This is a genomic window from Sulfitobacter pacificus, from assembly GCF_030159975.1.
GTDB lineage: Bacteria > Pseudomonadota > Alphaproteobacteria > Rhodobacterales > Rhodobacteraceae > Sulfitobacter > Sulfitobacter pacificus.
Genome location: NZ_BSNL01000001.1, coordinates 1988030 through 2000961, shown reverse-complemented (window position 1 = coordinate 2000961; position 12932 = coordinate 1988030). Strand labels below are relative to the sequence as shown.

Annotated in this window: 18 protein-coding genes; 6 read left to right on the top strand and 12 right to left on the bottom strand. The window is 57.5% G+C overall.

The features are described from left to right. Window positions 1–36 precede the first annotated feature (36 nt). The 11 genes from QQL78_RS09975 to secG form a co-directional block, all read right to left on the bottom strand. Window positions 37–843 (bottom strand): ABC transporter permease, encoded by an 807-nt coding sequence (locus QQL78_RS09975; protein WP_284373013.1) that lies wholly within the window; start codon window positions 841–843, stop codon window positions 37–39. An 85-nt stretch (window positions 844–928) separates the two neighbouring features. Beyond that, window positions 929–1810 carry an ABC transporter permease gene (locus QQL78_RS09970; protein ID WP_284373011.1) on the bottom strand — a complete coding sequence of 294 codons (882 nt, stop codon included), beginning with the start codon at window positions 1808–1810 and terminating at the stop codon, window positions 929–931. A 95-nt stretch (window positions 1811–1905) separates the two neighbouring features. Next, window positions 1906–2643: a transporter substrate-binding domain-containing protein gene (locus QQL78_RS09965; protein WP_284373009.1), complete on the bottom strand. Its 738-nt coding sequence runs from the start codon at window positions 2641–2643 to the stop codon at window positions 1906–1908. 30 nt (window positions 2644–2673) lie between these two features. Next, complete coding sequence (locus tag QQL78_RS09960) at window positions 2674–3450, bottom strand: ABC transporter ATP-binding protein (protein WP_284373007.1); 777 nt, start codon at window positions 3448–3450, stop codon at window positions 2674–2676. Between the two features lie 111 nt (window positions 3451–3561). Beyond that, window positions 3562–4002 carry a tellurite resistance TerB family protein gene (locus tag QQL78_RS09955; RefSeq protein ID WP_284375529.1) on the bottom strand — a complete coding sequence of 147 codons (441 nt, stop codon included), beginning with the start codon at window positions 4000–4002 and terminating at the stop codon, window positions 3562–3564. Between the two features lie 36 nt (window positions 4003–4038). Next, window positions 4039–4476, bottom strand: a complete 438-nt coding sequence (locus QQL78_RS09950) for a tellurite resistance TerB family protein (RefSeq protein WP_284373005.1) — start codon at window positions 4474–4476, stop codon at window positions 4039–4041. Between the two features lie 11 nt (window positions 4477–4487). Beyond that, on the bottom strand, window positions 4488–5138 hold the full coding sequence (locus tag QQL78_RS09945; protein WP_284373003.1) for a hypothetical protein: 651 nt from the start codon (window positions 5136–5138) through the stop codon (window positions 4488–4490). A 51-nt stretch (window positions 5139–5189) separates the two neighbouring features. Continuing rightward, complete coding sequence (locus tag QQL78_RS09940; RefSeq protein WP_284373001.1) at window positions 5190–5483, bottom strand: DUF1330 domain-containing protein; 294 nt, start codon at window positions 5481–5483, stop codon at window positions 5190–5192. A 12-nt stretch (window positions 5484–5495) separates the two neighbouring features. Next, entirely contained in the window at window positions 5496–6272 is a 777-nt protein-coding gene (gene rlmJ, locus QQL78_RS09935; protein ID WP_284372999.1) for a 23S rRNA (adenine(2030)-N(6))-methyltransferase RlmJ, read from the bottom strand. Window positions 6273–6360: 88 nt separating this feature from the next. Continuing rightward, a complete protein-coding gene (gene pyrG / locus QQL78_RS09930) occupies window positions 6361–8007 on the bottom strand; it encodes a CTP synthase (protein WP_284372998.1) in 1647 nt (548 codons plus the stop codon). Window positions 8008–8185: 178 nt separating this feature from the next. After that, window positions 8186–8548 carry a preprotein translocase subunit SecG gene (secG, locus tag QQL78_RS09925; RefSeq protein ID WP_284372996.1) on the bottom strand — a complete coding sequence of 121 codons (363 nt, stop codon included), beginning with the start codon at window positions 8546–8548 and terminating at the stop codon, window positions 8186–8188. 127 nt (window positions 8549–8675) lie between these two features. Between secG and nthA the strand changes: the two genes are divergently transcribed. From nthA to QQL78_RS09910, 3 genes are all read left to right on the top strand, one after another. Then, on the top strand, window positions 8676–9293 hold the full coding sequence (gene nthA, locus QQL78_RS09920; RefSeq protein ID WP_284375527.1) for a nitrile hydratase subunit alpha: 618 nt from the start codon (window positions 8676–8678) through the stop codon (window positions 9291–9293). An 85-nt stretch (window positions 9294–9378) separates the two neighbouring features. Then, window positions 9379–10056 (top strand): nitrile hydratase subunit beta, encoded by a 678-nt coding sequence (gene nthB / locus QQL78_RS09915; protein ID WP_284372994.1) that lies wholly within the window; start codon window positions 9379–9381, stop codon window positions 10054–10056. Next, window positions 10053–10367, top strand: a complete 315-nt coding sequence (locus QQL78_RS09910; RefSeq protein WP_284372992.1) for a nitrile hydratase accessory protein — start codon at window positions 10053–10055, stop codon at window positions 10365–10367. The genes nthB and QQL78_RS09910 overlap by 4 nt, the downstream gene beginning before the upstream one ends. Before the next feature lie 44 nt (window positions 10368–10411). Here QQL78_RS09910 and QQL78_RS09905 read toward each other — a convergent pair whose 3' ends face one another. Next, a complete protein-coding gene (locus QQL78_RS09905; protein WP_284372990.1) occupies window positions 10412–10807 on the bottom strand; it encodes a DUF6524 family protein in 396 nt (131 codons plus the stop codon). Between the two features lie 186 nt (window positions 10808–10993). Here QQL78_RS09905 and QQL78_RS09900 point away from each other — a divergent pair, with 186 nt between their 5' ends. Genes QQL78_RS09900 through QQL78_RS09890 form a run of 3 tightly spaced genes read left to right on the top strand, consistent with a single transcriptional unit; the run spans window position 10994 to window position 12877 of the window. After that, on the top strand, window positions 10994–12286 hold the full coding sequence (locus tag QQL78_RS09900; protein ID WP_284372989.1) for an adenylosuccinate synthase: 1293 nt from the start codon (window positions 10994–10996) through the stop codon (window positions 12284–12286). A gap of 13 nt (window positions 12287–12299) precedes the next feature. Next, window positions 12300–12521: a DUF2842 domain-containing protein gene (locus QQL78_RS09895; RefSeq protein ID WP_284372987.1), complete on the top strand. Its 222-nt coding sequence runs from the start codon at window positions 12300–12302 to the stop codon at window positions 12519–12521. Next, complete coding sequence (locus QQL78_RS09890) at window positions 12518–12877, top strand: glyoxalase superfamily protein (RefSeq protein WP_284372985.1); 360 nt, start codon at window positions 12518–12520, stop codon at window positions 12875–12877. The genes QQL78_RS09895 and QQL78_RS09890 overlap by 4 nt, the downstream gene beginning before the upstream one ends. The last annotated feature ends 55 nt before the right edge of the window (window positions 12878–12932 follow it).

Below are 12932 nucleotides of genomic sequence, written 5' to 3'. Positions count from 1 at the left end.
GCCCACGCGCCGGATAATTTGATCAAATCTTGGATACTACCGTATCAGATTGGGACGCAAGCGCATTTTTTGTCGTTGTTGTTGAGGCAGGTGGCGATTCAGCCGTTTGTTGATCATCCCGAACAGTCCGATAATCCCCAAAGTCAGCAGGATGAAATAACCGGCAAGGATGGGATAGGGGATAAATGGATTAAAGGTTTTATCCGCAAAATAGCTTGCGTAATACAGGGCATCTCCACGCTGTTGCTGCGCCGGGAAACCCGTGAAAAATACCAGTGTCGTGGCATGAAACAGAAAAATTGCCTCATTCGTATAAGCAGGCCATGCCAGTCGTAACATCGTCGGCCAGATCACCCGTTTGAAGCGGGACCAGCCGGACAGACCATAGGCGTCAGCCGCCTCGACATCGCCCTTGGGGACGGATTGCAGCGCACCGTAAAAAATTTCTCCGGTATAGGCCGCTGTGTTGAGAAACAGCACCACCAACGCCCCCAACCAGGCCGAGGAAAAGGCGTCAAAGACGGGGGCAACCTGTTTTAATGACAGAAACAGGAAGTAGCCAAAGAAGAATTGGATAAACAGGGGCGAGCCGCGGAACAGAAAGATGAACCATGCCGCCGGTTTGTGGAACAAGGGATTGCTGCTGGCCTTGCCGACCCCGACAAGGGTGGCCAGCAGAAAGCCAAAGCCAAGGGCGAAAACCCCGAAATAGACATTCCAGATCATCCCTGACCCGATCAGTGTGACCTGTTCGCATAGGGTGAAATCTTCGCGCGGCAACAGGCGTTCGCCATATCCCAAAGAGCGCAGACCATAGTCCTGAATGGTTTGGAGGCAGCTCATTCAGCCTGCTCCTTCAAGAGCCGCCGGGCCGGTGCCGCAGGTGCGAAAGATGCGCATGCGGCCTTGTTTCTTACTGTCGCGCCGGTCATGCGTTTTTCCTTTGCGCTTCACCGCCCGTGGTGGCTTGCCCAAGGGTAAGCCGGTTCATCAAACGATCCAGCACCAGTTCGGACACCCGCGTGAAGGCAAGATAGAACACCAGAAGCACCAAGAAATAATAGACCCGCCAATCGCCATGGGGATACTCGGTAAAGCGTGGTGTTTTCGCGCTGCCCAGATCGCGCGCCCAATAGACGATGTCCTCAACACCCAGAAGGAACAGCAAGGGGGTGGCTTTGATCAAAACCATCCACAGGTTCGACAGGCCGGGCAGGGCATAGACCCACATTTGCGGCACGGTGATACGCCAGAAGGTCTGGCGCGGCGTCATGCCGTAAGCCTCGGCGGTTTCCACCTGTGCACGGGGCACAGCACGCATGGCTCCATAAAGCACATTGGCGGCAAAGGCCCCGAAAACAATTGCGAATGTTACAACGGCAAGGGAAAACCCATAGACCTCATGCACCCATTGTGGCGCGTTCCCCAGCGGCATTTTTGCAGCCTGACAAACAATGAAGTCACTGCCCTGACGGAGGGGCTCATCCCAGTCGGGGCATTTCATCTTGTGGCGCAGGTATTCCAGCCCCTGATCCAGTGCGATGACGAAAAACAGAAAGAATGCAATGTCCGGCACGCCGCGCACAACGGCGATATACCCCTTACCAAACCAGCGTAGCGGGGCAAATCGCGCCCGCGCTGCCATCGCACCGCCAAAGCCGAAAGCCAAGGCGGTGGGCGCAGTGATCGCCAGCAGCAACAGCACCGTGCCAAAGGCCGAATAGAAGGCCAGATGTTTGCCGGTGGTGAGATAACAGCTCAGCCATTTCAGCCCCTCAAGGGAGGGGGGATCAATACAATACTCAAACATGACGCAGGCTTTGCTGCTGCGCGAGGTGAGGGATATGGCCGGGGATCAGAAACATAGGTAAAAGGGGCAGGCCCAAGGCCCGCCCCAAATCTGGATTATTCAAAAACCTTGGCGTCTTCGCCAAACCATTTGACGATTGCCGCGTTGATTGTGCCGTCCTCTTTCATCGAGGTAATGGCCGCGTTGAACTTCTCTTTCAGTTCTGTGTCGCTTTCACGCAGACCCATGCCGATGCCGCCGCCCAAAGGCACGTCGTCGCCGGCAAAGATCAACTCGCCGCCGGAGGCTTCAACGGTTGGGGCCAAGGCGTCCTTGTCGGCAAATACCGCATCCGCTTCACCGGACATAACAGCGGCCACAGTGTCGTCATAGGTTGCGAATTCCAACAGGGTTGCACCGGATTCTGCCACATATCCCGCCTGGATTGTGCTGGTCTGTGCGGCAATCACGCCCCCTTTCAGATCCGCATCCGCAGATTTAGCCATATAGGCAGAGGCTGCTGGTGGGAAATAGTTCTGAGTGAAATCAATCACTTCATCGCGCTCGTCCGTGATCGACATGCCTGCAATGATGGTGTCGTAGTTGCCTGACGTCAGGTTCGGGATGATGCTGTCCCATTCGTTTGTAACCCATTCACAGGTCAGCTCGGCGCGTTTGCACATCTCGTCGCCCAATTCGCGTTCATAACCGTCAACCTCGCCTGCGTCGTTGAGGAAGTTATAGGGAGGGTAGGCACCTTCGGTCCCCATGCGGATGGTTTTGGCGTGACCATCGGCCATGGCAACACCGGCTGTGAGTGCAAGCGCAACAGTGGAAAGAATGATCTTCTTCATGTGGTAGTCTCCCGTTTTTGGTTTTTTTGTTTACGTCGCTAGGGTTGCCGATAGGAACCCGCGCAAGCGTTCTGATTTGGGTGCGCCGAACAATACGTCCGGCGACCCTTGTTCTTCGATCAGGCCCTGATGCAGGAAAATCACCTGATCGGACACATCTGCGGCCAGTTTCATGTCGTGGGTCACGATGATCATGGTGCGCCCTTCGGTGGCCAGATCCTTGATCACCTTGACAACTTCCTGTTCCAGCTCTGGATCCAGCGCTGATGTCGGTTCATCAAACAACAGCGCCTCGGGCTCCATGCAAAGGGCCCGCGCAATTGCGGCCCGCTGCTGCTGGCCACCGGAAAGCTGGGCCGGATAGACGTCACATTTGTCACCGATGCCAACCTTGTCGAGATACCCGCGCGCGGCTTTCTCGACCTCTGCGCGGTCCCGGCGCAAGACGGTCAGCGGCGCTTCCATGACATTTTGCAAGATCGTCATATGGGCCCAGAGGTTAAACTGCTGAAACACCATCGACAGGTTTGTACGGATGCGCAGCACCTGTTCTGCATCGGAGGGGCGGCGGTCGTGGCCCGTGCCTTTCCAGGTCAAAGGTTCGCCTTTGAACAGGATGTCGCCCTGTTGGCTGTCTTCCAGCAGGTTACAGCAGCGCAACAAGGTGGATTTGCCGGACCCAGAAGAGCCGATCAGCGATATCACATGCCCGCGCGGGGCGGACAGGCTGACGCCTTTCAAGACTTCCAATGCACCATAGGCCTTATGCAGGCCGTCGATCTGTATGACAGGGGGCGGTGTGCTCACTCAGGGGTACTCTTGCTGCTTGCACAAAGATAAGGGGGCAAAACGCCACCAATTGCAACGGATTCGATAATATGACAGTCAACCTGACCCGAAGTCAGGCCATCTGCGCCCCTAGCTGCTCTGTGCCACGCGCTGACGGGCGGTATGGCTGTCGGTGTCTGTCACACCCAGCAGATTGGCCACAAGGCGCAACAATGCGTTTTCCTCGTCAGAACGGGTGCCATCAGCCAGCACCACCTGCCAAAGCGCTTCGATCACGGCCAACCGGTCCTCATAAGCTACGGCTTCCTTAATGGCGCGGGTAAAGCGGACGGTATCAGGGGCCTCGCGCTCAAGCGCTTCGCCTTGGCTGCGCAAATCTCGCGCTTGCGCCGCATCCAACCCATAGCGTGTGGCGGCAATCTCTTCGATCAGGCGTGCCTCGGACGTCGCATAGTCATTGTCGGACCGTGCAACACGGACCAAAAGGGCTGTCAGGGCCAGACGCGCGTCAGAATCGGCCAGCGGGGCGGGGTCGGGCTGTGTCAGCCGTTTTAGAAAATCACCAAACATGAGGTCCATATAGGGGCACCGAACCAAAAGGCCAAGTCAGCGTGCCCGCGTTGCCTTTTCGCGCAGATCTTCAATGTCCTGATCGGTCAACCCCAGCGCGGTTTCGATGGCCAGCAGCTGAATTTCCTCTTTTTCATGACGATGTCCGTCGGCAAGGGCAACGGACCACATGGCCTCGCCCAATGCCAGCCTGTGGGCATAATCGACCTCTTCGCGCAGAATGCGGGCAAATTCCGGGGTTTCCGGTGCATCGCGTTGCAGTGCTTCGGCGGTGGCACGCAGTTTCGCAGCCTCAATTGGGCCGATGTTGAAAGTACGCGACAGGATGCGGTCAATCTGGCCGATCTCGGTTGCACGGTAATTGCTGTCCGCAAAAGCCACCCGCACCAGTAATGCACCCAGTGCAAGCTGGGCGTTGGGCTGGGGCAGAGGTTTCGGTTCCGGGACACGGCTGGGAAAGAGACGTTCAAACATAACAACAATCGTTAACTCAAGTCGGGTGGTTTTCCAAAGCGTAAACTGTCCATTGCCAGCCCTTGAGGGTCAGTATTTGTGACAATAAAACCCGCAATGTCCGCATGCCCGCCCGAACGCAGGAAGGCGACAGCAAATTCACCGGTCGGCTGGATCGCTACAGGTCCGATAAAACTGCCATCCCGGCGGTAAAAATGCACCAGCGCGGCACCGTCCTCACCGCCGCGCAGATCAAAGGCAAGGGCGGATTGGTCCTGATCGAACAGCACCGCGATAGCACCTTCGCCCTGTCCGTCACGCTTGGGGAAACCCGCGCGGCCATATCCGTTCAGCACCGTATTGCCTGCGAAATTGACCAGCGAAAGGTTCTGCCCGGCAGGTCCCGCCATCAGGGTCAGAGGGGAGAAAGCATCACCGAATATCTCGTCATGGGCCCCGCGTGCGGTCACGCTTTGCCCCGCGAAATGTTCGCCAAAGGTGGCCCCAAGCAAGGGCAAGACCTCATCAATATTATGGCCCGGTCCAGCACCGGAGCGTTGATCCTCAAAGGTGATGATCCGGGTCAGGCTCAGGCTGGCGGGATCAACAAGGCAAACTGGCGCGCCGCAGGCCAGTGCCGCGCTTGGGGTCAGAGCCAGAATGAGGGCCGCCAAACGGATCATGGCAGCAGCTTAGCACAGTTTTGCGGCCATTGGCGTGATTCTTGAAAAGCGCTAGTTTTCGTAGCCTTCGACAATCACCATGTTGTTGTCTGCAACAGGGACGCGGATGTCCTTGGCCGCTTGATAGGCCTCGCTTTCGTAACAGGCGATGGCATCGGCGTAGCTGGCGAATTCGATGACCACAGTACGGCTGCGCCATGTGCCTTCGGTCTGGATCTGTGTGCCGCCGCGCACCACAAAACGCGCACCATAATCGGCCAATGGTTTGGCGTTCGCGGCGCGATAGGTGTCATAAACCGCAGCGTCTTTCACGTCCATCGTGGCGATCCAGTATCCTTTGGGCATGGGGGCCTCCCTTTAAAGCGTGTTGAATTTCTGGCTGAGCTTGCCGGCTTCGACGTCCAGCCCGTAAGGCGGATTTATCACGAACATGCCGGATCCGACCATACCGTGACCGGGACGGGCAGGGGGGAAGCGGACCTCATGGCGCATCGCTTGCGGGTGGTCGGCCATCATGGCGTCAAGCATCGGCAGATGGGCCTTGTTGGTCAGGATCGGATACCACAGGGCAATAATGCCGACATTCCACGCGCGGGTGAATTTGGCGATATGACGCGGGATGGTAAGGTAGTCGTCTTTGATTTCATAGCTGGGATCAATCAGCATCATGCCGCGGCGCGGGGTTGGCGGGGTCAGCCCATGGGCCATGTCAAACCCGTCACGCAGATGGATTTTTGCGGGATAGGGCGACATCGCCAAGGTTAGAGCGGCATGTTCTTGCGGATGCAATTCAGCCAGATGAATGCTGTCGGTGGGGCGCAGCAGGCTTGCCGCGATTAATGGAGAGCCGGGATAGCTATCGGCCCCGTCACTCGCCGCAACCTGTCGCAAAACAAGAGTAAAAGGGTGTTCGGTGCCAAACCAGTGCCGCGTCTTTTCAATGCCCTGCGCGGCCTCGCCGGTCTTGCGGGCAGCCGCATCGGTCAGGTCATAAATCGCCCGCCCGCCATGGGTTTCGATATAGGTCAGCGGTTTGTCTTTACGCGTGAGATATTCCAGCATCCAGGCCAGCAGCCCGTGCTTATGGACGTCTGCCAGATTTCCGGCGTGATAGATGTGTTGGTATGAAAGCATCTGTCACCTTTGCCGGGGACGTCGAAACACCAGCAAGCGTTTCGACATGAAATGTTAAATTGTACTGGATGTCATACCAGCACGGAGGTCACACCAGCCGCGACATGTCTTTTGCGGCGCGGACGAAATCCTTGAACAGCGGGTGGGGGTCAAAGGGTTTCGATTTCAGTTCCGGGTGGAACTGTACCCCGATGAACCACGGGTGATCCGGCCATTCGACAATCTCTGGCAGTTTGCCATCGGGGGACATGCCGGAAAAGACCAGACCGGCTTTCTCCAACTGGTCCTTATAGGCAACATCGACCTCGTAGCGGTGGCGGTGGCGTTCATCAATGGTGGTGGTGCCATAGGCTTCGGCGACGCGTGACCCGGGGGTCAGGGTTGCGTCATAGGCACCCAATCGCATGGTGCCGCCCTTGTCGTCGCCGACCTTGCGTTCGACCTTGTGATTGCCCTGTACCCATTCTTTCAGGTGGTACACCACTGGCTCAAAACGCTTTTTCCCGGCCTCATGGTCGAATTCTTCGGAGCCGGCGGTTTTCACACCGGCGACATTGCGGGCCGCTTCGATTACCGCCATCTGCATGCCCAGACAGATACCAAGGTAGGGCACCTTTTGCTCGCGGGCGTATTGTGCCGCCTTGATCTTGCCTTCGGTGCCGCGCTCGCCAAAGCCGCCAGGCACCAGAATCGCGTGGAATCCTTCAAGGTGGGTGGCCACGTCTTCGCTGCTGTCAAAAACCTCTGCATCGACCCAGTCGATCTTGACTTTGACGCGATTGGCCATGCCGCCGTGGGTCAGCGCTTCGGCAATGGATTTATAGGCGTCTTCAAGCTGTGTGTATTTACCGACAATGGCGACACGCACCTCACCTTCGGGGTTGTGCACACGGTCATAGACATCATGCCAGACGTTCAGATCGGGTTTGGGGGCGGGGGAGATGTCAAAGGCATCCAGAACCGCCTGATCCAGACCCTGCGCGTGATAGGCCAGCGGGGCCTCATAGATGGATTTCAGATCGTAAGCCGCGACCACATGTTCTTTGCGCACGTTACAGAACAGGGCAATCTTCTCGCGCTCTTTTTCCGGGATCGGCTGTTCCGAGCGGCAGACCAGAATGTCCGGTGCAATGCCGATGCTTTGCAATTCCTTGACCGAGTGTTGGGTTGGTTTGGTTTTCAATTCGCCCGAGGCGGCCAGATAGGGCAGCAGGGTCAGATGCATGAAGATGCACTGGCCGCGTGGCTTGTCGTGGGAGAACTGGCGGATCGCCTCAAAGAAGGGCAGCCCTTCGATGTCACCCACGGTGCCGCCGATTTCACAGAGCATGAAATCAACCTCATCATCGCCGATTTTTAGGAAGTCTTTGATTTCATTCGTTACATGCGGGACCACCTGAATGGTTTTCCCCAGATAGTCACCGCGGCGCTCTTTTTCCAGCACGGTGGAATAGATCCGCCCGGAGGAAACGGAATCGGTCATCCGCGCGGGCACACCGGTGAAGCGTTCGTAATGGCCCAGATCCAGATCGGTTTCCGCACCATCGTCGGTGACAAAAACCTCACCATGTTCAAACGGGCTCATCGTGCCGGGATCGACGTTCAGATAGGGATCAAGTTTGCGCAGTCGGACGGAAAACCCACGCGCTTGCAACAGGGCCCCCAAGGCGGCAGAAGCGAGACCTTTGCCAAGGGATGAAACCACACCGCCGGTGATGAAAATATAGCGTGCCATGTGCCCGAAGACCCCCGTGAAATTCTTAGATGTATGCGGAATCTCCGCCGGTTGCATGCTCTTAAAGCCGCACCATCACGGGATTTAAGAATAGCAGGATTCGCCGCAGCAAAGCAAGGCCACGCCGCAACATCCTGTTGCGAAAAATGGCATTGCCTCAAGGTTTAGATGTTTGTGGTTAGTCGGAAAGCGGGACCAAAGGTGCGTCACTGTCCGTCGGGGGCAGCAAGAGGTCACCGGAAGGAGCCGAAGTATCGTCGCCCTGAGTTGCCGCTGGTGGTGTTACACCCAGACGGTCGATCACCGAAGCACCGGAAGATTTCTGTGCCACAATAATGGTCAGGGTAATTGATGTGACGAGAAAGGCCGCGCCAAGGATCCATGTCAGCTTGCTCAGCGCGGTTGCTGCTGAACGTCCCGGTACCGCGCCGCCGCCGCCGCCGCCCATACCAAGGCCGCCACCCTCAGAGCGTTGCATCAGCACAACGGCGATCAGGCCGAGGGCCAGCAAGAGGTGGATGATCAGAACGACATTTTCCATGGGTAGGCTGCTTTCGATTGGCGTTTGCGGCTATCTATGCATGTTTGGCCTGCGGGGCAAGGGAGGAACGCGGTCATCGGGGCAAAAGCAAATGGACAAGGCGCGAAAGCTGGGGCAGGTTTGCATCATGCCACATGATCACCCTTCACACGATGACCCGCATGCGCTTTTGCCCTCTGACCCGGCTTTGCGGGTTAAGGCGTTGGAAACCCTGTTGACCAAGAAGGGTCTGATTGATCCGGCGGCGCTGGATGAAATCATCGATACCTATGAAAACAAGATCGGTCCGCGCAATGGGGCACGGGTCGTGGCGCGGGCCTGGTCCAATCCGGCGTTTCGCGATGCGTTGCTGAAAGATGCCACAGCTGTTGTTGCGGATCTGGGTTTCTATGGCCGTCAGGGTGAACATATGATGGCGGTGGAAAATACCGACAAGGTGCATAATATGGTCGTCTGTACCCTGTGCAGCTGTTACCCGTGGCCCCTGCTGGGGATTCCGCCGGGCTGGTATAAATCCGACGCCTATCGCGCCCGTGTGGTGCGGGAACCGCGCAAGGTTCTGGCGGATTTCGGAGTGGTTTTGCCAGAGGAAACTGCGGTGCGGGTTTGGGATAGCACCGCGGAAATGCGTTATCTGGTGATCCCGCAGCGCCCTGCAGGGACGGAAGGTATGGATGAAGAGGCCTTGATGGCATTGGTCAGCCGCGACAGCATGATTGGCACTGGACTGGCGGGTGCATCATGAGGGGGGCTGATCATCCAACAGGGGCTGAAGCCGTATTTGGTGTATCCGCCGCTTTGGCGGCGCCTAGCTTGTGGAGGCGACGGATATGAGCCGACTTCACGACATGGGCGGTCGTTTTGGTGATGGTCCGGTTGTACCGGAGCCTGAAGATGTTATTTTTCACGCCGACTGGCACCCGCGCGCGATGGCGTTGACGGTGGCTACAGGGGCGGTGGGGGCGTTTAATCTGGATATGTCCCGCCATGCCCGCGAATCCCTGTCACCCAAGGATTATATGCGGTTTTCCTATTATGAAAAATGGCTGGGCGGATTGGCAAATGTCCTGACGCAGGTGGGGGTTGTCACCCGTGAGGAACTGGCAGGAACCGTTGATCCCACACCCAGCCCCCTGGCCGAACGAAAGTTAAATGCGGATCGGGTTGCGGGGGTGCTGGCCAAAGGTGGGCCGGTGGATCGTCCTTCTGATGTGGCACCGGTTTTTGCAGCAGGGGATCTGGTGGTGGCCCGCAGGTTTGCCGATAATGCAGATGTCAGCGGCGGCCATACCCGGTTGCCGTCTTATGCTGCCGGGGCGCGGGGGCGGATTTTGCGCTTGCATGGCACCCATGTGTTTCCTGACAGCAATGCGCATGGCGGTGGCGAAGCGCCGGAGCCGCTTTATGCGGTGGTGTTTGCGGCTGCTGAACTATGGGCACATCCAGAACATCCTCATGACGAGGTGGTTGTGGACATGTGGCAAAGCTACCTGACGGCAGCAACATGAAGCCGGAACCGGTTTTTGAGGCACCCTGGCATGCGCAGGTCTTTGCCTTGACCGTCCACCTGAACGAGGCGGGACATTTTGAATGGGGGGCCTGGGCGGAACGTTTTGGTGCAACATTGAAGCAGCACGGAGTAGCGCGGGAATTGAATGGCGGCGAGGATTATTTTGCCGCCTGGCTGGAAACTTTGGAAGGGTTTCTGGCCGAGATCGGCATGGCAGCCCCTGCGGAACTGCGCATGCTGCGTGATGCCTGGGAAGCGGCCTATCTCAGCACGCCACATGGAATGCCGGTGAAACTGGCGGGTGCCTGACGGCGCTGTTGGCCAAGGGCCAAATCGCCCCGCCCGCCGTCCCGCTATTCGTCGACATCATCCATATCGGCCTGACCGGAGAGGGCGCGGCGCACATGGCTCCAGCTGAGGCCGATTCCCAGAACAAAGCTGAGTGCAGCCAGCCCGAGCCAGAGGTTGAATGTGGCATCATCCAGTCGCAAGACTTCGAAATCATAGAGGACCCAAAGGCAGGCACCGACCACAGCCATCACCAGCATCATGCCCAAAGCGCCGATCGAACGCAGGGTGGCGCGCAGATAGATGATATAGCCGATGCACAGGATCAACCCGGCAAGGACGGCGATGGAGAGGTTGTCATCGCCGTAGCTGCGCACCCATGAGACGTAGTTATACTGGGTGGGGTTGAAGGTGGCGGCCAAGAGAAGAAAGGCGCAGAGCCAGCGCAGGATAAAGCCCATGAGAGTGTCCTTGTTGCGGTTTGGGGATGCCTAGCGCGGCGCGGTGGTGAAAGTCTACTGTTTGCGCGTGTGGAGGGTGCAGACAGTATATAAGGCCAAAAAGAGGGGCAAGGGTGCGTTTTGCTGTTTAACGGCCCGGTTGGGGCCGCTATGACGGGCGCGGTAATCTGCAAAGGAAAGAGCATTATGGCCAATGTCGTTGTTGTCGGGGCCCAATGGGGCGACGAAGGAAAAGGCAAAATTGTCGACTGGCTGTCGGAAAGGGCCGATGTCATTGCGCGTTTTCAGGGCGGGCATAATGCGGGCCATACTTTGGTGATTGATGGTGAGGTGTTCAAACTTGCGGCATTGCCATCGGGCATCGTGCGTGGCGGTAAGCTGTCAGTGATTGGCAATGGCGTGGTGTTGGACCCCTGGCATTTGTTGAAGGAGATTGAGCAGATTCGCACGCAGGGCGTGATTGTGTCCCCCGAGACTTTGATGATTGCAGAAAACACACCCTTGATCCTGCCGATCCATGGTGAATTGGACCGTGCGCGCGAGGCGCAGAATTCTGTGGCCAAGATTGGCACAACCGGGCGCGGCATTGGGCCGGCCTATGAGGATAAGGTCGGGCGCCGGTCGGTACGTGTGGCGGATCTGGCAGATGATGCAACACTGGAATTGCGGGTGGATCGCGCGTTGGTGCATCATGATGCGCTGCGCCGGGGTCTTGGGCTTGAGCCGGTCGACCGGGATGCCTTGTTGGCAAGCCTGCGCGAGATTGCGCCAGCGATTCTGGAATATGCCGCACCGGTCTGGAAGGTGCTGAATGAAAAGCGCAAAGCCGGCAAGCGCATCCTGTTTGAAGGGGCGCAGGGTTCTTTGCTGGACATTGATTTCGGGACTTATCCTTTTGTGACCTCCTCGAATGTGATTGCAGGTCAGGCGGCGACCGGCACTGGCGTAGGGCCGGGTACCATCGATTTTGTGCTGGGCATCGTCAAAGCCTATACCACACGGGTGGGTGAGGGGCCGTTTCCGGCTGAACTGGATGATGCGGATGGTCAGCGTCTGGGCGAGCGGGGACATGAATTTGGCACCAACACAGGCCGCAAACGCCGCTGTGGCTGGTTTGATGCGGTGCTGGTGCGTCAGACCTGTGCCACCTCTGGCGTGAACGGCATTGCCTTCACCAAGCTGGACGTGCTGGATGGTTTCGAGACCCTGAAGATCTGTGTCGGTTATGAATTGGACGGTACGCGTCTTGAGTATCTGCCCACCGCGGCGGATCAGCAGGCCCGTTGCACACCGATTTATGAGGAAATGCCGGGCTGGTCGCAATCCACCGAAGGCGCGCGCAGCTGGGCGGATCTGCCGGCGGAGGCGATCAAATATGTGCGCCGCGTGGAAGAGTTGATTGATTGCCCGGTTGCGCTACTTTCCACTTCACCGGAGCGCGAAGACACCATTCTGGTGACAGACCCGTTTTCGGATTGATCGGAGGCCCCCCGTGGCACTGAGTTACAAAGCACGCAGACGTTGGTCACTGGTGATCCTGCTGGTGGCCATGCCGCTTTATGTGGTGGTCGCGGTCAATATCGTGGCGCTGTTCGAGCGGCCCTCGATCCTGATTGAGCTGCTTGTCTATGTAGGGCTTGGCGTTGCTTGGGTGCTGCCGCTTAAGAGCATTTTTAAAGGGGTGGGGCAGGCCGATCCCGAAGCCGAAGAATGAAGCCACCCATCCCGATACTGCGCAGCTTCGATGAAGCTGTGACCCGGGAATTCTATGTTGATTTTCTTGGATTTTCCGTGGAATTCGAGCATCGTTTCGCGCCGGGTACACCGCTTTACATGGGCGTTGCGAAAGGGACTTGTGTCTTGCACCTTTCGGAGCATTTCGGTGATGCCGCACCGGGTGCATCGCTACGCATCGAAGTCGAAGACCTGCGGGCCTATGCCAGAGAATTGAACGGTAAAGCCTATAAAAACGCGCGCCCGGGCATTCAAGAGCAGCCTTGGGGAGAAGATATGTCGATTTCCGATCCAAACGGGAACCGGTTGATTTTTCATTCACCGCGAAAAGACTGACCTGATCTTTCAGGCCCCCGCGCCAACGAAAAAAGGGGTCACTCCTGACGGAGTG